This is a genomic window from uncultured Comamonas sp. (assembly GCF_964277875.1).
Lineage (GTDB): Bacteria > Pseudomonadota > Gammaproteobacteria > Burkholderiales > Burkholderiaceae_C > Comamonas > Comamonas sediminis.
Map to the genome: position 1 here is coordinate 65,204 of NZ_CAXYJV010000025.1, position 21,522 is coordinate 86,725.

Consider the following 21,522-nt stretch of genomic DNA (forward strand, 5'->3'; position numbering starts at 1 on the left):
TATCCACACATGACAGCAAGATGTTCAGTGCATTACACATTTATTAAAAATGTCACAACTGCACACCACTGGGCCCTTCGCCCAACAGGGCTCAGGACTGCCGTGCCACTTCTGCCAGCTGCTCGGCGCAGCGGCTGGCCCGGGCCGCATCAAAAGCCTCCACCATCACCCGCAGCAGCGGCTCGGTGCCACTGGGGCGGATCAGCACCCGGCCCTGACCGGCAAAATCGGCGGTGATGCTGCGCTCCAGCTCGGCCAGCTGGGTGTTGCGGCGCCAGTCCTGCCCCGGCTGCAAGCGCACATTGAGCAGCACCTGGGGGCACAGGCTCACACCGTCGAGCTGCTCGGCCACGCTCTGGTTGCGGCTCACACAGGCCTGCAGCACCTGCAATGCACTGACGAGGCCGTCGCCGGTGGTGTGCTTGTCCAGCGCCAGCAGGTGGCCCGAACTCTCACCGCCCAGCACCCAGTTGCGGCGCTGCAGCTCTTCGAGCACATAGCGGTCACCCACCTTGGCACGCACCAGCTCCACGCCTTGCTTTTGCAACGCTGCCTCGACCGCCAGGTTGGTCATCAAGGTGCCTACTACGCCTGGTACCTTCTTGCCACGGCGCAGACGGTCCATCGCCATCAGATACAGCAGCTCGTCGCCGTTGTACAGCCGCCCCTTGGCATCGACCAGTTGCAACCGGTCGGCATCGCCATCCAGTGCCACCCCCAGATCGGCGCCATTGGAGCGCACCGAGCGCACCAGTGCATCGGGGTGGGTTGCCCCGACATCGTGGTTGATGTTGAGGCCATCGGGATGGCAGCCGATGGTGATGACCTCCGCTCCCAGCTCGTGGAACACCTTGGGGGCAATGTGGTAGGCGGCGCCGTGCGCGGCATCGACGACGATCTTCAGCCCGCGCAAGGTCAGTCGGTGGTCAAAGGTGCTCTTGCAGAACTCGATGTAGCGGCCAGGCGCATCATCCAGACGGCGGGCCTTGCCCAGCGCTGCCGAAGGCACCCAGTCAAAACCCTCCATCAGCGCAGCTTCCACCGACTCTTCCCAGCTGTCGGGCAGCTTGGCGCCTTCGGCGCTGAAGAACTTGATGCCGTTGTCGTCAAAGGGGTTGTGGCTGGCGCTGATGACGACACCCAGGCTGGCGCGCTGGGCGCGTGTCAGGTAGGCCACGCCGGGGGTCGGTAAAGGCCCCAGCAGCACCACATCGACGCCGGCCGAATTGAGACCCGACTCCAGCGCGCTTTCGAGCATATAGCCCGAGATGCGGGTGTCCTTGCCAATCAGTACGGTGGGCCGCTCTTGCTCGCGGCGCAGCACCCGGCCCACCGCATGGCCCAGGCGCAATACAAAATCAGGGGTGATCGGCGGCTTGCCTACCGTGCCACGGATGCCATCGGTTCCAAAATACTGTCGTGCCATAGTGTTCTTTGTTGTGGAGGGCGAGGGAGAAAGTCAAACGGTGCCATCGGCGGTGCATGGCGCTTAGCAGTGTAGCGGCTGGCCCACTGTGTCATCTGCAAACCGGGTCAGCCCTGTGCATCGAGCGCATGCGGTGCGCGCATGGCCTGTAGCACGGCCAGCGCATCGCAGGTCTCGCGCACGTCATGGACGCGCACAATGGCGGCGCCATGCTCCACGGACAACAGCGCGGCCGCAATGCTGGCGGGCATGCGCTCGCCCACCACACGCCCCGTCACCTTGCCCAGCGACCCCTTGCGCGACCAGCCTGCCAGCAGCGGGTAGCCCGCCGCAGCCAGGCGCGGCTGCTGCTGCAGCAACGCAAAGTTCTGGCCCGGGCTTTTGCCAAATCCGGTGCCGGCATCCCAGACGATGCGCTCGGCCTGCACGCCCAGTGCCTCCAGGCTGCGGGTATGGGTGTGCAAAAAGTCCAGCACCTCGGCCGTCACATCACCCTCCTGCGCCATGTGCTGCTGATGCATGGTCTGGGGGTTGGCATGCATGTGCATCAGGCAGACGCCGCACTGCGCATGGCGGGCCACCACGGCCTGCGCGCCTGGCTGGCGCAGCGCCCAGATGTCATTGATGATGTCGGCGCCCAGGTCCAGCACCGCCTGCATCACCTCGGGCTTGTAGGTATCGACGGAGACCGGCACTTGCAGGGCCACGGCCGCCTTCACCACCGGCAGCACCCGGCGCAACTCTTCCTCCAGCGGCACCGCAGGGCTGCCAGGGCGGGTCGATTCACCGCCGATATCCAGAATATGTGCGCCATCGGCCAGCAGCTTTTCCGCATGGATCATTGCGGCAGAGACGCCCTCGTGGCTGCCGCCATCCGAGAACGAATCCGGCGTGACATTGACGATGCCCATCACCTGCGGCTGGGTCAGATCGATACGAAAGCGGGTGGTTTGCCAGTGGCGCATCAGAAGGTCCTTGTGTCAATAAAAAAAGCGCTCGGTGAGAGCGCTTTTCGGTGCTGTCTATCGCGGTCAGACGGCGTTGTGTGCAGGCTCGGTCACCACCGTGGGGCTGCCGCCTGCGCCGCCGTCATTGCTGCTCGACGGGGGGTTGCGTGGCGTCCAGTCCTTCGGAGGACGGGGCGCCTTGCCAGCCATGATGTCGTCCAGCTGCTCGGCGTCGATGGTTTCCCACTCCAGCATGGCCTTGGCCATCGCATGCATCTTGTCGCTGTGCTCTTCGATCAGTTTACGTGCCAGGCTGTACTGCTCGTCGATGATGCGGCGCACTTCGGCATCCACCTTCTGCATCGTCTCTTCGCTGATGTTGCTCGGCTTGCTCATCGAACGGCCCAGGAAAGGCTCGCCTTCCTGCTCCGCATAGACCATTGGGCCCAGCGCATCGGTCATGCCGTAGCGGGTGACCATGTCACGTGCCAGCTGGGTGGCCTTGTTGAAGTCGTCCGATGCACCCGTGGTCATCTGGTTCATGAACACTTCTTCGGCAATCCGGCCGCCAAACAGCATGGCGATACGGCTCAGCGCCCATTCCTTGTCGTAACCGTAGCGGTCCTTCTCAGGCAGGGTGAACGTCACGCCCAGCGCACGGCCACGCGGCACGATGGTGACCTTGTGCACCGGATCGCACTTGGGCAGCAGCTTGCCGATCAGCGCATGGCCGGCTTCGTGGTAGGCCGTGTTCTTCAGCTCTTCGGGGTCCATCACCGCAGACTTGCGCTCCGGGCCCATGAAAATCTTGTCCTTAGCCTTTTCGAAATCCTGCATCTCCACCGTGCGTGCATTGCGTCGGGCCGCCATCAGCGCAGCTTCGTTGCACAGGTTGGCCAGATCGGCACCGGACATGCCGGGCGTGCCACGGGCGATGATGTTGGGGTTCACATCCTGGCCCACGGGGATCTTGCGCATGTGCACGTTCAGGATCTGTTCGCGGCCACGCACATCAGGCAGGGTCACATAGACCTGGCGGTCAAAACGGCCGGGACGCAGCAAGGCGGCATCGAGGATGTCGGGACGGTTGGTGGCAGCCACCACGATCACGCCCATGTTGGTCTCGAAACCATCCATCTCGACCAGCATCTGGTTCAAGGTCTGCTCGCGCTCGTCATTGCCGCCGCCCATGCCGGCGCCACGCTGGCGGCCGACGGCGTCGATTTCATCGATGAAGATGATGCAAGGCGCATTCTTCTTGGCGTTCTCGAACATGTCACGCACACGGGCAGCACCGACGCCGACGAACATTTCCACGAAGTCGGAGCCGGAGATCGAGAAGAACGGCACCTTCGCTTCGCCAGCAATGGACTTGGCCAGCAAGGTCTTGCCGGTACCGGGAGGGCCGACCAGCAGCAGACCACGGGGAATGCGGCCGCCCAGCTTCTGGAACTTGTTGGGGTCCTTCAGGAAATCGACGACTTCCTTGACTTCTTCCTTGGCCTCGTCGCAACCGGCCACATCGGCAAAGGTGACGCTGTTGTTGTTCTCGTCGAGCATGCGCGCCTTGGACTTGCCAAAACTGAACGCTCCGCCCTTGCCACCGCCTTGCATCTGGCGCATGAAGTAGACCCAGACCCCAATCAGCAGCAGCATCGGGCCCCAGCTGATCAGCAGGCTCATCAGCAGCGAGCCCTCTTCGCGCTCCTTCACGTCGAACTTGACGTTGTTGTTGATCAGGTCGCCAACCAGGCCACGGTCCATGTAGGTCGCCGTGGTCTGGAGCTTGCGATCGTCACCGGTCGTCGCCGTGATCACCGTGCCGGCAGGGCTCTCCTGCAGGGTCGCGGTCTTGATGCGGCCATTGCGGACGTCTTGCAAAAACTCGGAATACGGGATCTTGTTCGCGCTGGCGCCTGCACGGTTGTCCAATTGCTTGAACACGGTGAACAGCACCATGGCAATGACAAGCCATACGGCGATCTTAGAAAACCACTGATTGTTCAAGGGGGCTCCAGTAGTAGGAAATCAGAAAAGACACAGAATCTGCTGTGTCAGATATGCACTATTTTAGGACTTTCAAGGGTAAATGCTTGCGCTATCCCCTTGGTGGCACGCAGGATTGCTCAGTAAGCCTATTGTCTCAGTGTTTAAGCAACCTCAAAACATCCCGTCTCGGGCGCTGCCGCATCCGGCTCAACGCTGCGCCTCGGGTTTGAGACGGATGCCGATCAAATACGTTTCCGAGGATTTGTCACGCGAGGCCTTGGGTTTGTAAGGTTTGACGACCTGGAAGGTCTGCTTGAACAAATCCACCAGTTGCGAGTAGCCACTGCCATGGAACAGCTTGACCACCAAGGTGCCCTCGGGCTTCATATGCTGGCAGGTAAAGTCCACGGCCAGCTCGATCAGGTGGGCAATGCGGGCGGCGTCCACGTTTTCCACGCCCGACAGATTGGGCGCCATGTCCGAGATCACCACATCGACGCGGCGCTTGGCCAGCGTCGCCTCCAGCTGGTCCAGCACTTCCTGCTCGCGAAAATCGCCCAGGATGAAATCCACACCTTCGATGGGCTCCATCGGCAGCATGTCCAGCCCAATGATGGCGCCGTTGAGCTCACCCACGGCAGCGCCCTCGGGCGAGAGGCGGCGGCGCACGTACTGGCTCCAGGCGCCCGGCGTGGAGCCCAGATCGACCACCACATCACCCGGCCGGATCAGCTTGAAGTGCTCGTCGATTTCCTTGAGCTTGTAGACCGCACGGGCGCGGTAGCCGTCTTTTTGCGCTGCCCGCACATAGGGGTCATTGATGTGCTGATTGAGCCAAGTCTTGTTGACCTTCTTGGTTTTAGTACTAACTTTCATGTTTTCTCCCGGGAGCCCCGATAATACGGGCTATGCCCCAAATACAACTTACTCCCGCCCAACGTCGCGAGCACCGCGCCGAAGCCCACCACCTTGACCCCGTGGTTCTGATTGGCGGTGACGGCTTGACCGAAGCCGTCGAAAAAGAGGTCGACCTGGCCCTGAATGCCCATGGCCTGATCAAGATCCGTGTTTTCTCCGATGACCGCGCCAACCGCGAGGCCATCTTCCTGAAGCTGACCGACTCGCTCAATGCAGCGCCTATTCAGCACATCGGCAAGCTGCTGGTGCTGTGGCGCCCAATGCCCGAGAAGGAAAAGCAACTCGATGAAGACCGCAAGGCCGGTCCACGCGAAGTCAAGGTGCTCAAGTTCAGCAAGAACGTCTGGCAAAAGCCCGAGGTCAAGCAGATCCGCATCCTTGGCAACCAGCGCCTGACGGCCGGCGGCCAGGTCAAGCGCGCCAAACCCAAGCAAAAGTCGATCAAAAAGCAGCAGGGCAGCTAGTGTGACCGATCGCCACATCCTTTGCATGAAATGGGGTACCAAATATGGCCCCGACTATGTCAATCGGCTGTACGCCATGGTTCGCCGCCATCTGAGTGGCGATTTTCGCTTTGTCTGCCTGACCGACGACACGCAAGGGATTCGCAGCGAAGTGGAATGCCACCCGATTCCGGACCTGAACATCCAGCTGGCCCCCGGCCAGCGCGATGGGGCCTGGAAAAAGCTCACCACCTTCGAGCAGGATCTGTATGGCCTCCAAGGCCAGGCGCTGTTCCTGGACCTGGATGTGGTGATCGTCGGCAGCCTGGACGAGTTCTTTACCCTGCCAGGTGAATTTCGCATCATCCACGACTACCCGCGTTTTTGGCGCTTTGGCAAACGCATTGTCGGCAACTCCTCGGTCTACCGCTTTACCTTGGGCGCTCACGCCGATGTGCTGGCCAACTTCCGCGCCAACACCGAGCAGCTGCGCGCCCAGTACCGCAATGAGCAGGAGTACCTGTCGCACTTTTTGCACCAGCAGGGCAAGCTCGATTACTGGCCTGCCGCCTGGTGCCCGAGCTTCAAGTACTACTGCATCCCCACCTGGCCGAGCAACTACTGGAAAGAGCCGGTACCGCCTGCCGATGCGCGCATCGTCATCTTCCATGGGGAGGTCAACCCGCCCGATGCCTTGCAAGGCCTGCGCAACAAGCGCTTCCACCATATCCAGCCAGCCCGCTGGATTGAAAAGGCCTGGGGCTGAACCAGCCTACCCCTAACCACCAAAGGCGTTGATCTCTGTGATCAACGCCTTTTTTGTGGCCCGCCATGGGCTTTGGTTCAGCAGGATCAGCGCTGGTCCGCCGCCACCAGCGCATGGCCTTGCATGCGCGTCAAGATCGCCAGCGGGCTCGCATCCGGGTTGTACTCCTTGCCCGGAGGCAGGAAGAAAGTCTGCTCCAGCATGTACTGGCCCGACATGACGGCATGCACCGCCTGGTCCGAGAAGCAGACCCAGCTGGAGCCGGCGGCAAAGGGCACGGTCTCCTGCGGCGCATTGCGCTGGTAGTCCATGTCGCCTTTCATGCCATCGTGCAGCTGCAGCATCAGGTGGTCATACTCGCTGCGCAGCGACTTGGTCACATGCAGCAGGGCCAGCGCCTTGGCCTGCCATGCCACATATGGCTTGGCACGGGGCAGAAACTTGCGCGCCACATCCTCGAAAGGCTCGCCCACGCGCCAGACGCGGGGCTGGCCATCGGGGTTCACATTGCTGAACACGCGCAGGATACGCTCGCCGTAGTTGGGCCGCGACGGAAAGGCGTCCACATGCATGCGCTTGTCGTCAGCACGCCAAGACTGGGCACGGGTCTCCACCTGCGAGGGACGGTAGCTCGTGGGGGCCATGCGCACCAGCGGCATGTAGTCGGGGAACAGGCCGGCAATCAGCGCGGTCGCCTGCGCACGAAAGCGCGTAACCATGGCCGCAACGGCCGCCTGCGTGGCCGCGTCTCCGGCAACACCCTTGATGCTGCCATCCACATTCAGGCTGATGTTGCGCGACTTGGGATCGCGCACATCGGGGCGCAGCAGCGTCTTTTCCTGGTCGGAGAGTGCAAACGCGAGTTGGGGGAAATACAGCACCTTGCCGGATTCCACGGCGGCCGTCCATTCCGGACGGCCCGGTGTGTTGCGCCAGTCATTGGCGTCTATGGAAACGATGGGAGATTGCATGGCACACCCAGTGTAGCGCGGCGGCGGGCGATCGCCTTGGGCCAGATCAAGCCCGTGGTGCGGGTGCGGATGTCCGCCACAGCACCAGCGCCGCACACAGCCACTGCAGTGCATACAGCAAGGTGCCCAGGCCGTGCCAGAGCTTAAGGTTCTCGCGCTGCACGATCTTGGGCGATATGCCGTATTGCACGACCAGCGCCATCAGCATGCCCGCCAGCACAAAGCCCAAAGCCGCACGGGCCCAGGGCTGGATGGTGTTGCTGGCCTTGTCCTTGGCCAGCACCAGCAGCACCAGACCACAGGCCAGCGACACCCAGGTCTGCGCCGCAAACAGCTTGGCAGCCATGAAGCCCGCCATCGATGCCTGCGGCAGGTTGGCAAACAGCATCGGCACGGCCATGAAGCCAATGGCCGACAGACTGCCCCACCACAGCGCGGCAGCGAAAACAGGCAGGCGGTGTTTCATCGCGGGCTCGGTACGCAGTGGCCGATGGCTTTAGAGGTAGCGCACGGCCACGACTTCGTAGCGGCGCTCGCCACCGGGGGCTTGAACGACGGCGGTGTCGCCCTCTTCCTTGCCGATCAGTGCGCGTGCAATGGGGCTGGAGACGTTGATCAGACCTTGCTTGAGATCGGCCTCGTCTTCGCCCACGATCTGGTAGGTCACCGGGTCGCCGCTGTCCTCATCGGCCAGGTCCACCGTGGCGCCAAACACCACCTTGCCGCCCGCATCGAGCTGCGAGGGGTCAATGATCTGGGCGGCCGACAGCTTGGCCTCCACTTCCTGGATGCGGCCTTCAATAAAGCCCTGGCGGTCTTTGGCCGCATCGTATTCGGCGTTTTCGCTCAGATCGCCATGCGAGCGGGCTTCCGCAATGGCCGCAATGACGCCTGGGCGGTCCACGGTCTTGAGGCGTTGCAACTCTTCCTTGAGCTTTTCTGCACCGCGCTTGGTAATGGGGATAGTGGCCATCTCGGTCTCCACAAACAGTCAAGATGCCAGCACTGTGGCTGGCATCTGGTAGACATCCGCCTGCTAAGCGGCGGGGGTTCAAAAGCAAACCGCCGCGCTGGGGAGCGCGGCGGTTGCGAGGCAGTCTCTATTATGCCGATTTTTGAGCCTGGCAACAAAAATCGGCGAACGGCGCTGCGATCAGCGCTGCAGGCTGGCGTGCAGCTCCTGCACCGAGTACACCTCCAGATCATCCATGTTGCGCAGGCCTTCGACCGCCGCCTCGGCACCAAAGATGGTCGTGAACGTGGTCACCCGGGCCAGCAAGGCGCTGGTACGGATGGCCCGGGAGTCGGCAATCGCGTTGCGGCGCTCTTCCACGGTGTTGATGACCATCGCAATTTCATTGTTCTTGATCATGTCCACGATGTGCGGGCGGCCCTCGGTCACCTTGTTGACCGTCTGCACCTCGATACCGGCATCGGCAATCGCAGCGGCCGTGCCACGGGTGGCGCAGAGCTGGAAGCCCATGCTCGCCAGTTCCTTGGCAATCTGCACGGCGCGTGGCTTGTCGGCGTTCTTCACGGTCAGGAACACCTTGCCCGAACGCGGCAGCTTGGTGCCTGCACCCAGCTGGCTCTTCACATAGGCTTCGCCAAAGGTCTTGCCCACCCCCATCACTTCACCGGTGGACTTCATCTCGGGGCCGAGGATGGTGTCCACACCAGGGAACTTGACGAACGGGAACACGGCCTCCTTGACGCTGAAGTAAGGCGGGGTCACCTCTTCGGTGATGCCCTGCTCTTCGAGCGTATCGCCGACCATGCAACGTGCCGCGACCTTGGCCAGCTGGATGCCGGTGGCCTTGGAGACAAAAGGCACGGTACGCGAAGCACGCGGGTTCACTTCCAGCACATAGATGATGTCCTTGCCGTCGCGCTCCTGGATCGCGAACTGCACGTTCATCAGGCCCACCACGTTCAGGCCTTCGGCCATCGCTGCGGTCTGGCGCTTGATCTCGTCCACCGTCGCCTTGCTCAGGTAGTAAGGGGGCAGCGAGCAGGCCGAGTCACCGGAGTGCACGCCCGCTTGCTCGATGTGCTCCATCACGCCGCCGATGAAGACCTTGCCGGTGCGGTCACGCACGCAGTCCACATCGCACTCGATCGCGTTGGACAGGAAGTGGTCCAGCAGCACCGGCGAATCGTTGGAGACCTTGACCGCCTCGCGCATGTAGCGCTCCAGGTCGCGCTCCTCGTGCACGATCTCCATCGCGCGGCCACCCAGCACATAGCTGGGACGCACCACCAGCGGGTAGCCCAGCTCGCGGGCGTGTTCCATCGCCTGCGTCTCGGTACGCGCGGTGGCGTTCGGTGGTTGGCGCAGGTTCAAGGTCTGCAGCATCTGCTGGAAACGCTCACGGTCTTCGGCCGCGTCGATCATGTCGGGGGTGGTGCCGACGATCGGCACACCAGCCTCTTCCAGCGCCAGCGCCAGCTTCAGCGGGGTCTGGCCACCGTACTGCACGATCACGCCGACGGGCTTTTCGACGGCGACGATTTCCAGCACGTCTTCCAGGGTCACGGGCTCGAAGTACAGGCGGTCCGAGGTGTCGTAGTCGGTCGATACGGTTTCGGGGTTGCAGTTGACCATGATGGTTTCATAACCATCCTCGCGCATCGCAAGCGCGGCATGCACGCAGCAGTAGTCGAACTCGATGCCCTGGCCGATGCGGTTGGGGCCGCCGCCGAGCACCATGATCTTCTTCTTGTCGCTGGGCTGGGCTTCGCACTCTTCGTCGTAGGTCGAGTACATGTAGGCCGTGTTGGTCGAGAACTCGGCCGCGCAGGTATCGACGCGCTTGAACACCGGGCGCACATTCAGCGCATGGCGCGCTTCGCGCACGGCCTTGTCTGTCGTGTGCAGCAGCTTGGCCAGACGGCGGTCCGAGAAGCCCTTTTGCTTGAGGCTGCGCAGATCGTCGGCCGACAGCGCGGCCAGCGCCTTGTCATCGCCCTGGGCTTCGGTGTGCTTGTCCAGTGCCAGTTCCAGCTTGACGATCTCTTCGATCTGCACCAGGAACCACTTGTCGATCTTGGTGATGTTGTGCACTTCGTCCAGCGACCAGCCGGCCGCAAACGCATCACCCACATACCAGATGCGGTCGGGACCGGGCTCGCCCAGTTCCTTTTCCAGGATCTCGCGGTCCTGGGTCTTTTCGTTCATGCCGTCCACGCCCACTTCCAGGCCGCGCAGCGCTTTCTGGAACGACTCCTGGAAGGTACGGCCCATGGCCATCACTTCGCCCACGGACTTCATCTGCGTGGTCAGGCGGTTGTCGGCGGTCGGGAACTTCTCGAACGCAAAACGCGGAATCTTCGTGACCACGTAGTCGATGGTCGGCTCGAACGACGCGGGGGTCTTGCCACCGGTGATGTCGTTCTTCAGCTCGTCGAGGGTGAAACCCACAGCCAGCTTGGCAGCGATCTTGGCAATCGGGAAGCCCGTGGCCTTGGAGGCCAGCGCCGACGAGCGCGAGACGCGCGGGTTCATCTCGATGACGACCATGCGGCCATCCTTGGGGTTGATCGAGAACTGCACGTTGGAGCCACCGGTGTCCACACCGATCTCGCGCAGCACGGCCAGCGAGGCATTGCGCAGGATCTGGTATTCCTTGTCGGTCAGGGTCTGCGCAGGGGCCACGGTGATCGAGTCACCGGTGTGCACGCCCATCGGGTCCAGGTTCTCGATCGAGCAGACGATGATGCAGTTGTCGGCGGTGTCGCGCACCACTTCCATCTCGTACTCTTTCCAGCCCAGCAGCGATTCCTCGATCAGCAGCTCGTTGGTCGGCGACGCCTCCAGACCGCGCTTGCAGATGACTTCGAATTCTTCGGGGTTGTAGGCAATACCGCCGCCGGTGCCGCCCAGGGTGAAGCTGGGGCGGATCACGGTGGGGAAGCCCACCTGGCGTTGTACATCCCAGGCCTCGTCCATGCTGTGTGCGATACCCGAGCGGGCCGAGCCCAGCCCGATCTTGGTCATCGCGTCCTTGAACTTGAGGCGGTCTTCGGCCTTGTCAATGGCTTCGGGCTTCGCGCCGATCAGCTCGACCTTGTACTTGTCGAGCACGCCGTTCTTCCACAGATCCAGCGCGCAGTTCAGCGCGGTCTGGCCACCCATGGTGGGCAGGATCGCATCGGGACGCTCCTTGGCGATGATCTTCTCGACCGTCTGCCAGGTGATGGGCTCGATATAGGTGACATCGGCTGTGGCCGGGTCGGTCATGATCGTCGCAGGGTTGCTGTTGATCAGGATGACCTTGTAGCCCTCCTCGCGCAGCGCCTTGCAGGCTTGCACGCCGGAGTAGTCGAATTCGCAGGCCTGGCCGATGATGATCGGGCCGGCGCCAATGATGAGAATGCTTTTGAGATCGGTGCGTTTAGACATGAGGCTCGCCTTGCAGTCGCGCGCGCTGGCTGGCTGCACCGTGGGCAGCCGCCGAGCGCTGGGTTTATACGCGGTCGGTATCTAATTTGTTCAAAATGGCCAGGACACGGGCCTCGGGCAGGTTCTTCTGCATCAGTTGCAGCAGACCATCCCCTTGCACCATGGGGCGCAGTACCTGCGCCTCGGCTTCGTAGAACTTGGCGTCCCACTCGGCCATCACCTGGTCGAAGTCCTCGTCCGACATGGACTTGCACTTGGACACGATGGTCACCAGCGGCAAGGCCTTGTTGTCGAGGAATGATTTTTTATAGGGCTTTTGCTGCCAGCGCGCCATGAACCACTCCTTGTGTTCGGGCGGCAAGGTCATGACGCGCTTGCTGATCGCTTTTTCTAGGGTGGCAACAGGAAAAGAAAAAAGTTTCACGGCAGCATATTCCTTGGGTTCATCGTGCGCAGGCGCGGGCGGCGGCAGAAGGCGCCTGGCATCAGGCCTTCTTGTGCTCGCGCATCAGTTTCACAAAACGGTCGAACAGGTACGACACATCATGCGGGCCTGGCGAGGCTTCGGGGTGACCCTGGAAGCAGAAGGCAGGCCGGTCGGTACGCTCCATGCCTTGCAAGGTGCCATCGAACAGGCTCACATGCGTGGCGCGGGTGTTGGCCGGCAAGGTGTCCAGGTCCACCGCAAAGCCATGGTTCTGGCTGGTGATGCAGACGCGGCCCGAGTCCAGGTCCTTCACAGGGTGGTTGGCACCGTGGTGGCTGTTTTGCATCTTGAACGTCTTGGCACCGCAGGCCAGCGCCATGATCTGGTGGCCCAGGCAGATACCGAAGGTCGGCACGCCGCTGTCCATGATGCTGCGCGCAGCGTCGATCGCGTAGTCGCAAGGCTCTGGATCGCCGGGGCCGTTCGACAGGAACACGCCATCGGGCTGGTACTTCAGCACTTCAGCGGCAGGCGTCTGGGCCGGCACCACCGTCACGCGGCAGCCGCGCTCGGCCAGCATGCGCAGGATGTTCTTCTTGACGCCGTAGTCATAGGCGACCACGTGGAAGCTATGGTCCTGCAGCTTGCCGTAGCCGGGCGTGCCATCGGCACGCGCCAGTTGCCATTCGGTCTGCACCCATTCGTAGGACTGCGACACGCTGACCACCTTGGCCAGATCCAGGCCCTTCATGCTAGGCGCTGCCTGGGCGGCCGCAATGGCTTCATCGATGCGTGCTTGCGAGACCTGCTCGCCTGCGGCCAGACCGACGATGGCGCCGTTTTGCGCACCCTTGTCGCGCAGCAGGCGGGTGAGCTTGCGGGTATCGATGTTGGCGATGGAGACCGTCTTGCTGCGAATCAGGTATTCCGACAGGGTTTCCGTGCTTCGGAAATTGCTGGCCAGCAGTGGCAGATTCTTGATGATCAGGCCAGCAGCAAAGACTTTGTCGGACTCAATATCTTCCGCATTGATCCCGTAGTTGCCGATATGCGGATACGTGAGTGTCACGATCTGCTGGCAGTAGCTGGGGTCGGTGAGGATTTCCTGGTAACCGGTCATCGCGGTGTTGAACACCACTTCGCCGGTCGTGGTGCCTTGCGCACCGATTGAGTTGCCAATAAAGACCGTGCCGTCTGCGAGCGCCAGGATGGCGGGAGGAAACGCGCTCTGTTGAGACAAAAACACTGGGTTCTCCGGATGGTTACGGGTCGCCCGGAGTCTGTGGCGTCCCGGAGGATCACCGCGAAGACTGTGCTTATGAGAGATTGCTTTGAGTGCAGCCGGGCGACGTGATTACTTGAAAGCCACCCATTGTAGCGTGCAAGCTGCAATCTGAGTGGGTGCAAGGGATGATTTGCGGGCTAAATCGCCAAAAATTACACACTCTGCGCAGCAACACACCAACGCAGAGCGTAGAAATACCAGATAAAACACGCAAAGCGCATACTCATTAGCCCTGAATCATCCGGCCTGCCCGGGTCCGGGGTGGCGCGTCAATCCGCGCGTGCAGCGGCGCTGGCATGCAGGCAAATCGCCGCTGCAGCACCTACATTGAGCGACTCCTCACCACCGGGCTGGGTGATGCGGATATGGTGCTGTGCCGCCGCCTGCAGCGGCTCGGACACGCCCTGCCCCTCGTGCCCCATGACCCAGGTGCAGGGCCAGGGCAGCGCGGCGCGGTGCAGCCACTCACCCTGGTGCGAGCTGGTGACCAACAGCGGTTGCTGCAAGGCCAGCACGTCCTCCTGGGAGGCATTCTCGACCAGGTGCAACGCAAAATGCGCGCCCATGCCGGCGCGCAGCACCTTGCCGCTCCACAGTGCTGCCGATCCCTTGAGTGCAATCACCTGGCCAAAACCAAAGGCCGAGGCGCTGCGCAGGATGGAGCCCACATTGCCCGCATCCTGGACCCGGTCAAGCACCACGGCCGCAATGCCGGGCTGGATGCTCGCCTGCTGAGCCGGCAGGTCCATCAGAAAGCCGAAGGGCGCAGGCGATGGCAGTGGGCTGAGGCTGGCGAGCAAGGCCGTGTCGATGACGATGTTGCGCGCAGCCGCATGGGCATAGACGTTCTCGGGCGACTGCCAGAATTTCTCCGAGAACACGGCCACGGCCGGCTTGACGCCGCGCGTCAGCGCTGCGCGGCAGAGGTGGTCGCCCTCGATCCAGTAGCGTCCCTGCTTGCGGTAGGCCGCGCCTTCTTCCATCAAACGGCGCAGATCCTTGACCAGCGCATTGTCACGCGACTGGATAAAAACGGGTGGGTGCTCAGCAGGGGACACAGAGAATTCCTTTGCGCAGGCAGGCGCCCGCAACAGCGAGGGCGGTCAGGCGCCGGTTTTGACGACGGCCAGGGCCTGGGCCACCGGTGAGAACGAACGGCGGTGCTCCGGGCAGGCGCCAAAGCTCTGCAACGCGGCCAGGTGCACCGCAGTGCCATACCCCTTGTGAGCGGCAAAGCCGTATTGCGGGTACAGCCGGTCAATATCCTGGCACCAGCGATCGCGATGCACCTTGGCCAGAATCGATGCCGCCGAGATGGCCTGCACCAATGCATCGCCTTTGACAATCGCCTCGGCGGGCATCTCCAGACGCGGAATGCGGTTGCCATCGACCAGCACACGCACGGGCTTGAGGCGCAGGCCGTGGACCGCGCGCTGCATCGCCAGCATCGTGGCCTGCAGGATATTGAGACCATCGACCTCTTCAACGGTCGCCATCGCAATCGAGCAGCACAGCGCCTTGCCGCAGATCTCGTCATACAGGCGCTCGCGGGTGCGCGCGGTGAGCTTCTTCGAATCCGCCAGCCCGGCAATGGGTGAGCGCTCATCGAGGATGACGGCCGCAGCCACCACCGGCCCTGCCAGCGGGCCGCGCCCTGCCTCATCGACGCCCGCCACCAGGCCCGGCGGATGCCAGGGCAAGGTGGCCTGGTCAGGCAGAGAGAATTTTTTGGATGGCATCGGCAGCAAGCTTTGGGGTATCCCTGCGCAGTTCCAGGTGCAGGTCATGAAAACGCTGCTCCAGCTGGGCCAGGCGTGCGGGATCGAGTCGCGGCGCGTCCAACCATTGCGCCACCGCCTCGGCCAAGGCTTCAGGCGTCGCCGCCTCTTGCAAAAGCTCGGGCACGACAAAGTCTTGGCACAGGATATTGGGCAAGCCAACCCAGGGCTGCAACTGCTTTCTGCGCATCAGGCGCCAGCTGATGGCGTGCATGTGGTAGCTGATGACCATCGGCCGCTTGAACAGCGCCGCCTCCAAGGTGGCGGTACCGCTGGCGATCAACGTACAGTCACAGGCCTCCAGCGCCAGATGCGACTGGCCATCGAGCACACGGATGCACTCCAATATCCCGCATTCAGCAGCCAGCGCATCAATGCGTGCGCGCAAAGCCGGAACGGCAGGGACGACGATTGTAAGCGAAGGTCGCGCCTGCAAAAGCCGTGCGGCGGCCAGAAAGAACGGCTTGGCGATATAGCTGACCTCCGAGGCCCGGCTGCCCGGCAGCACGGCCAGCACGTCGCCGTCCTGCGGCAAGCCAAGCTGCTGGCGTGCCGCTGCACGGTTGGGCTGCAGCGGGATCACGTTGGCCAGCGGATGGCCAACATAGGTGCCCGCAATGCCGTGCCGGGCCAGCAAGGCCGGCTCAAACGGAAAGATGCACAGCACATGGTCGGCCGAGCGGCGGATCTTCTCGACCCGCTCGGGACGCCAGGCCCAGATCGAGGGGCAGACAAAATGCACCGTCTTGATGCCCTGGGCACGCAAGCGCTCTTCCACGCCGAGGTTGAAATCCGGCGCATCCACGCCGACAAACAACCGGGGCGGCTCGGCGGTCAGACGCTGCACCAACTGCTTGCGGATGCGCAAAATGCCCCAGATGCGGCGTACCAGTTCGGCACTGTAGCCATGCACGGCCAGGCGCTCGCTGGGCCACCAGGCATCAAACCCGGCCTGGGCCATGCGCGGGCCGCCAATACCGGCCGAGCGCATACCGGGAAAATCGGCAGCCAGGCCCTGCAGCACCAGGCCTGCAAGCAGGTCACCAGAGGTCTCGCCGGCTACCATCGCCAAAAACAGGTCCTGGGGCTTGTCCATTGCGGCAGGGGCAGCCATCAGCGCACAATGCCGCGCTTGGATTGCTGCAGAAAGTCGAGCATCAACTGAACATCGGCCTGGGCTTCAGCCTCGCAGCTGCCCTGCAGGTTGTCCAGCGCTTCAACCGCCGCCTGCAAGGTCAGGCCGCTGCGGTACAGCAGCCGGTAGGCCTGCTTGATGACCGCCAGCCGCTCGGCGCTGAAACCGCGCCGGCGCAAGCCTTCGAGGTTCAGGCCGCGCACAGCCAGCGGGTGGCCATCGACCATGCAGAATGGGGGCACATCCTGGCTGATATGGCTGGCAAAACCGGCCATCACATGGGCGCCGACCTTGGTGAACTGGTGCACGCCCGACAGGCCTCCAATAATGGCCCAGTCAGCCACATGCACGTGACCGGCCAGGGTGGCATTGTTGGCCAGAATGGTCTGGTTGCCGACCTGGCAGTCATGCGCAATGTGCACATAGGCCATGATCCAGTTATCGTCGCCGACACGGGTCACGCCGCCGTCCTGGGCGGTGCCGGTATTGAAGGTGCAGAACTCGCGGATGGTGTTGCGGTCACCGATCACCAGCCGGGTCGGTTCGCCTGCGTATTTCTTGTCTTGCGGCATGCCGCCCAACGCGGCATGCGAATGGATCACGTTGGACTCACCGATCGTGGTAATGCCCTCGATCACCGTGTGCGCCCCCACCTTCGTGTGGGCGCCAATGCAAACCTGGGGGCCAATAACTGCGTACGGCCCAACTGACACCGTAGGGTGCAACTGGGCCGCAGGGTCAACGATCGCTGTGGGGTGGATGGAACTGACCGCCGTCATCTACCGTTATTCCACGTGGCGCATCGTGCACATCAGCTGTGCTTCAGCAGCAACTTCGCCTTCGACACTGGCCACCGCATTGAACTTCCAGATACCGCCGCGCACGCGGTCAATGGTGATCTCCAGCACCAGCTGGTCTCCCGGCACCACCGGACGCTTGAAGCGGGCAGAGTCGATACCGACGAAATAGTAGATGTTGTTTTCATCGGGCACCTGGCCCATCGCGTCAAACGCCAGCAAGCCCGCTGCCTGGGCCAGGGCTTCGAGGATCAGCACGCCAGGCATCACAGGGCGGCCCGGGAAGTGGCCGGTGAAGAACGGCTCGTTGAACGTGACGTTCTTGATCGCCTTGATGCGGGTGTTGCGCTCAAGCTCTTGCACACGATCCACCAGCAAAAAGGGGTAGCGGTGAGGCAGCTGCTTGAGAATTGCTTGAATATCCATCATTGTGAACTCGGCTTAGCCGTTTTTCTGAGTTTGCTCCAAGGCCTTGATTCGGTCCCTCAACGCATGGAGATGTTTTAGGGTAGCGGCGTTCTTTTCCCAGCTGCCATTGTCGTCGATAGGGAAGAAGCCGGTGTACTGACCCGGCTGCCTGATCGAACGACTGACCACGGTGGCCGCCGAGATGTGTACATTGTCGGCGATTTCCAGGTGGCCCAGAATCATTCCAGCGCCTCCAATCGTGCATTGGCGCCCGATTTTGGCACTTCCGGCGATGCCGACGCAGCCAGCCATCGCCGAATGCTCGCCAATCTCGACGTTATGGCCGATCTGGACCTGGTTGTCGATCTTCACGCCATTGGCAATGATGGTGTCCCGCAGTGCGCCGCGATCGATGCAGGTATTGGATCCGATCTCGACATCGTCACCGATCTGCACCCCACCGAGCTGCTCGATCTTGATCCAGCGCCCACGCTCGTTGGCAAAGCCAAAGCCGTCGCCACCGATGACCGCGCCTGGCTGCACCAGCACCCGCTCGCCCAGCACACAGTCCGCCCCTACGGTCACGCGCGAGGTCAGCACCGAATCGGCACCGATGACGGCACCACTGGCGACATGGCACAGCGGCCCAATGGACGCAGAAGGGTGCACGATGGCACCCTCTTCCACCACCGCAGACGGGTGGATACCGGCGGGCACCGGGCGTATTGCATGGTGCTTGCGCCACAGCTGCGTCAGCCGCGCAAAGTACAGATAGGGGTTGTCAACCACCAGGTAGGCACCACCACGCTGGCGGGCCTGCTCCTGCATCTGCGCACTGACCGCAATGCAACCGGCCTTGGAGGCCAGCATCTGGGCTTGCAGCTTGGGGTTGCTGAGGAAACTGAAATCCTGGGGACCGGCATCTTCCAGCGAGGCAATGGCCTGGATCTCCATCGCTGGATCTCCTTGCTCAAGCGTCCCTCCCAGGACCTCCATGATCTGAACAAGCTGCAGGCTCACGCGTAACCCCGTCTTACTTGGCGGGGGCAGAGGCGTTCAGGGCCTTGAGAACCTTTTCGGTGATGTCGAACTTGGGGTTGATGTAGACCGCTTCTTGCAGCACCACATCGTACTTTTCCTGCTCGGCCACTTGCTTGACGACCTTGTTGGCGCGCTCGAGCACCTGCGACAGCTCTTCGCTCTTGCGGGCGCTGAGGTCTTCCTGGAACTCGCGGCGCTTGCGCTGGAACTCACGGTCCTGGTCCACCAGCTGGCGCTGGCGCGTCACGCGCTGGCTTTCGGACAGCGTAGGCGCGTCGCGCTCAAACTTTTCGCCGGCGGTCTTCAGGGCGTTGCCCTGGTCCAGCAGATCCTTTTCACGCTTGGAGAACTCGGCCTCCAGCTTGGTTTGCGCAGCCTTGGCAGCATTGGCTTCGCGGAAGATGCGATCCGTATTGACGAAACCTGCCTTGAACTCTTGGGCCTGCGCTGCAGCGCCAAAAGACAGCGCTGCTGCCAACACCAGCAATGGGAAAGAACGAGATACGGTTTTCATTAGAAAGATGTTCCGATTTGGAATTGCAATTTCTGGATTTTATCGCCTGCGAATTTGCGAATTGGCTGAGCATAAGCCAAACGCAGCGGTCCCAGTGGGGAAATCCAGCTCAACCCGATACCTGCAGACGCACGCATTTCATTCAGTTTCAAATCCTGCTCATCACCCCAGACATTGCCCGCATCCACAAAGGCAAACCAGCGGAAGGTGCGGTCGTTTCCGGTGCCCGGCATGGGCCCGATGAACTCGGCGTTCAGCGTCACCTTCTTCGCACCGCCCAGGGTGGCGCCCGTCACGTCACGGGGGCCGAGCGTATTTTGCTCGAAGCCGCGCACCGATCCCAGGCCACCCGAGAAGTAGTTCTTGAACACCGGGAAGGCCTTGCCGCCCATGCCCTTGCCCCAACCGGCTTCACCGTTGAGCGCAATCGTGTAGCGCTTGTTCAGCGGCAGGTACTGCTGGATCTGGTAGTTGCCCTTCAGGTAGCGGGCATCACCGAACAGCGACCATTCGGAGTTCAGCTTCTGGAACCGGCCCGAGTTGGGCGCCAGCGCGCTGTCGCGGCTGTCGCGCGACCAGCCCAGGGTCAGCGGGAAGTTCAGGCTGGTATCGCCATAGCGCGTTGCATAGTCCAGGTAGGCCGCCGGCATGTTGGTACCCAGCTTGATGCGGGTGTTCTCCAGACCGCCGCCGACATAGATGGTATCGAGTTCGCTGAACGGAATGCCGAAGCGCACGCTGGCACCAGTGGTCACGATCTGGTAGTTGCCGCCCTGCTCGTCATAAGGACGGTCGGTGCGGTAGTACATGTCGTAGGTGCGCGAGATACCGTCCGGCGTGAAGTACGGATCGGTCGTGCTCACCACCAGGGTGCGGTGGTACTTGCTGGTGTTGACATCGATGCCCAGGTAGTTGCCCGAGCCGAACACGTTTTCCTGCTTGATGCCGAAGGTCAGCGAGACCTTCTCAGCGCTGGAGTAACCGGCACCCAGCTGCAGCGAACCGGTGGGCTTTTCCTGCACGGTCACATTGACATCGACCTGGTCCGGCGCGCCAGGCACTTCTTGCGTGTCGATCGCGACATCGTTGAAGAAACCCAGACGGTCGACGCGGTCGCGCGAGAGCTTGATCTTGTCCGAGTCGTACCAGGAGGCTTCGTACTGGCGCACTTCGCGGCGCACCACTTCGTCACGCGTGCGGTTGTTGCCGGCCACGTTCACGCGGCGCACATAGGCACGGCGCGATGGCTCGGCTTTCAGCACCAGCTCGACACGGTTGTTTTCACGGTCGATCTCGGGCACGGCTTCGACGCGCGAGAACGCATAGCCAAAGGTGCCGAAGTGGTCAGTGAAGCGCTTGGTGGTTTCGGTCACGCGGTCGGCGTTGTAGGGCTCACCGGGCTTGATCGAGATCAGCGACTTGAATTCGTCCTCACGCTCCAGGTAATTGCCTTCGAGTTTGACACCCGAGACCACGTACTTGGGGCCTTCGTAGATCTGCAGATTGATCGAGATACGTTCCTTGTCCGGCGAGATCGACACTTCGGTCGAGTCGATGCGGAACTCCAGGTAGCCGCGCGACAGGTAATAGGATTTGAGCGTCTCCAGGTCGGCATTGAACTTGGTGCTGGAGTAGCGGTCGCTCTTGGTATACCAGCTCAGCCAGCCACCGGTGTCCTGGTCGAACAGGTCGGTCAAGGTCGATTCCTTGAAGTCCTTGTTACCGGAGATATGGATTTCCTTGATCTTGGCTGCATCGCCTTCGGTCACGGTGAACGTCAGGTTCACGCGGTTACGCTCGATAGGCGTCACCGTGGTCACCACCTCGGCCGCATACAGGCTCTTGTTGATGTACTGGCGCTTGAGCTCCTGCTCGGCGCGGTCGGTCAGCGCCTTGTCGTAGGGGCGGCCTTCGGTCAGACCCACGTCACGCATGGCCTTTTTCATCGCGTCCTTGTCGAACTCCTTGGTGCCCAGGAAGTCGACATTGGCGATGGTGGGACGCTCTTCCACGACGACGACCAGCACATTGCCATTGGCCTCCAGACGCACGTCCTTGAACAGACCCAGCGCAAACAAGGAGCGAATGGCTGCCGATCCCTTTTCGTCGTTGTAGTCGTCGCCGACATGCAGCGGCATGGAGGCGAAGATGGTGCCGGGCTCCACACGCTGCAGGCCTTCCACACGAATGTCCTGGATGGTGAACGGGTCCAAAGCCCACGACAGCTTGGCAAGCAGCATCAAGGCAGCTGCAGCCGTGGTCTTGCGAAGAAGCG

The 21,522-nt window shown here is 62.2% G+C and carries 20 protein-coding genes; 2 read left to right on the forward strand and 18 right to left on the reverse strand.

The features are described from left to right. Positions 1-91: 91 nt before the first annotated feature. The 4 genes from glmM to ACHWUQ_RS09545 all read right to left on the reverse strand — a co-directional run bounded on the left by glmM (position 92) and on the right by ACHWUQ_RS09545 (position 5,238). On the reverse strand, positions 92-1,426 hold the full coding sequence (glmM, locus tag ACHWUQ_RS09530) for a phosphoglucosamine mutase (RefSeq protein WP_312408695.1): 1,335 nt from the start codon (positions 1,424-1,426) through the stop codon (positions 92-94). Positions 1,427-1,533: 107 nt separating this feature from the next. After that, positions 1,534-2,391 (reverse strand): dihydropteroate synthase, encoded by an 858-nt coding sequence (gene folP, locus ACHWUQ_RS09535; RefSeq protein WP_394680991.1) that lies wholly within the window; start codon positions 2,389-2,391, stop codon positions 1,534-1,536. A gap of 66 nt (positions 2,392-2,457) precedes the next feature. After that, positions 2,458-4,380 carry an ATP-dependent zinc metalloprotease FtsH gene (gene ftsH, locus ACHWUQ_RS09540; RefSeq protein WP_239811613.1) on the reverse strand — a complete coding sequence of 641 codons (1,923 nt, stop codon included), beginning with the start codon at positions 4,378-4,380 and terminating at the stop codon, positions 2,458-2,460. Positions 4,381-4,569: 189 nt separating this feature from the next. Beyond that, positions 4,570-5,238 (reverse strand): RlmE family RNA methyltransferase, encoded by a 669-nt coding sequence (locus tag ACHWUQ_RS09545; protein WP_239811612.1) that lies wholly within the window; start codon positions 5,236-5,238, stop codon positions 4,570-4,572. 32 nt (positions 5,239-5,270) lie between these two features. Here ACHWUQ_RS09545 and ACHWUQ_RS09550 point away from each other — a divergent pair, with 32 nt between their 5' ends. Further along, the gene (locus tag ACHWUQ_RS09550) at positions 5,271-5,744 is read left to right on the forward strand and encodes a YhbY family RNA-binding protein (RefSeq protein WP_021026578.1); all 474 of its coding nucleotides are present in this window, start codon (positions 5,271-5,273) and stop codon (positions 5,742-5,744) included. A gap of 25 nt (positions 5,745-5,769) precedes the next feature. Beyond that, the gene (locus ACHWUQ_RS09555; protein ID WP_239811611.1) at positions 5,770-6,489 is read left to right on the forward strand and encodes a glycosyltransferase; all 720 of its coding nucleotides are present in this window, start codon (positions 5,770-5,772) and stop codon (positions 6,487-6,489) included. A gap of 86 nt (positions 6,490-6,575) precedes the next feature. On the opposite strand, the gene ACHWUQ_RS09560 is transcribed toward ACHWUQ_RS09555, so the two are convergent. From ACHWUQ_RS09560 to bamA, 14 genes are all read right to left on the reverse strand, one after another. Further along, positions 6,576-7,460, reverse strand: a complete 885-nt coding sequence (locus tag ACHWUQ_RS09560; protein ID WP_239811610.1) for a Kdo hydroxylase family protein — start codon at positions 7,458-7,460, stop codon at positions 6,576-6,578. Between the two features lie 46 nt (positions 7,461-7,506). Continuing rightward, positions 7,507-7,926 (reverse strand): DUF4149 domain-containing protein, encoded by a 420-nt coding sequence (locus ACHWUQ_RS09565; RefSeq protein ID WP_239811609.1) that lies wholly within the window; start codon positions 7,924-7,926, stop codon positions 7,507-7,509. 30 nt (positions 7,927-7,956) lie between these two features. Continuing rightward, positions 7,957-8,433 carry a transcription elongation factor GreA gene (greA, locus tag ACHWUQ_RS09570; RefSeq protein ID WP_027010824.1) on the reverse strand — a complete coding sequence of 159 codons (477 nt, stop codon included), beginning with the start codon at positions 8,431-8,433 and terminating at the stop codon, positions 7,957-7,959. A gap of 180 nt (positions 8,434-8,613) precedes the next feature. Continuing rightward, positions 8,614-11,862 (reverse strand): carbamoyl-phosphate synthase large subunit, encoded by a 3,249-nt coding sequence (gene carB, locus ACHWUQ_RS09575; RefSeq protein WP_239811608.1) that lies wholly within the window; start codon positions 11,860-11,862, stop codon positions 8,614-8,616. Positions 11,863-11,926: 64 nt separating this feature from the next. Next, on the reverse strand, positions 11,927-12,286 hold the full coding sequence (locus tag ACHWUQ_RS09580; RefSeq protein ID WP_312408677.1) for a hypothetical protein: 360 nt from the start codon (positions 12,284-12,286) through the stop codon (positions 11,927-11,929). Positions 12,287-12,347: 61 nt separating this feature from the next. Next, entirely contained in the window at positions 12,348-13,535 is a 1,188-nt protein-coding gene (carA, locus tag ACHWUQ_RS09585) for a glutamine-hydrolyzing carbamoyl-phosphate synthase small subunit (protein ID WP_312408676.1), read from the reverse strand. 308 nt (positions 13,536-13,843) lie between these two features. After that, positions 13,844-14,632, reverse strand: coding sequence for a TrmH family RNA methyltransferase (locus ACHWUQ_RS09590; RefSeq protein WP_394680992.1), 789 nt, complete (start codon positions 14,630-14,632; stop codon positions 13,844-13,846). A gap of 45 nt (positions 14,633-14,677) precedes the next feature. Further along, positions 14,678-15,313: a ribonuclease HII gene (rnhB, locus tag ACHWUQ_RS09595; RefSeq protein WP_369458669.1), complete on the reverse strand. Its 636-nt coding sequence runs from the start codon at positions 15,311-15,313 to the stop codon at positions 14,678-14,680. Continuing rightward, complete coding sequence (gene lpxB, locus ACHWUQ_RS09600; protein ID WP_394680993.1) at positions 15,285-16,448, reverse strand: lipid-A-disaccharide synthase; 1,164 nt, start codon at positions 16,446-16,448, stop codon at positions 15,285-15,287. The genes rnhB and lpxB overlap by 29 nt, the downstream gene beginning before the upstream one ends. Positions 16,449-16,465: 17 nt before the next feature. Next, a complete protein-coding gene (gene lpxA, locus ACHWUQ_RS09605) occupies positions 16,466-17,266 on the reverse strand; it encodes an acyl-ACP--UDP-N-acetylglucosamine O-acyltransferase (protein WP_239811602.1) in 801 nt (266 codons plus the stop codon). Between the two features lie 6 nt (positions 17,267-17,272). Further along, complete coding sequence (fabZ, locus tag ACHWUQ_RS09610) at positions 17,273-17,713, reverse strand: 3-hydroxyacyl-ACP dehydratase FabZ (RefSeq protein WP_021026566.1); 441 nt, start codon at positions 17,711-17,713, stop codon at positions 17,273-17,275. Between the two features lie 12 nt (positions 17,714-17,725). Further along, positions 17,726-18,712 carry a UDP-3-O-(3-hydroxymyristoyl)glucosamine N-acyltransferase gene (gene lpxD / locus ACHWUQ_RS09615; protein WP_312455536.1) on the reverse strand — a complete coding sequence of 329 codons (987 nt, stop codon included), beginning with the start codon at positions 18,710-18,712 and terminating at the stop codon, positions 17,726-17,728. Positions 18,713-18,725: 13 nt separating this feature from the next. Beyond that, a complete protein-coding gene (locus tag ACHWUQ_RS09620) occupies positions 18,726-19,247 on the reverse strand; it encodes an OmpH family outer membrane protein (RefSeq protein ID WP_021026564.1) in 522 nt (173 codons plus the stop codon). Further along, positions 19,247-21,487, reverse strand: a complete 2,241-nt coding sequence (bamA, locus tag ACHWUQ_RS09625) for an outer membrane protein assembly factor BamA (protein WP_394680999.1) — start codon at positions 21,485-21,487, stop codon at positions 19,247-19,249. Before bamA ends, ACHWUQ_RS09620 begins: the two co-directional genes overlap by 1 nt. Positions 21,488-21,522: the final 35 nt, after the last annotated feature.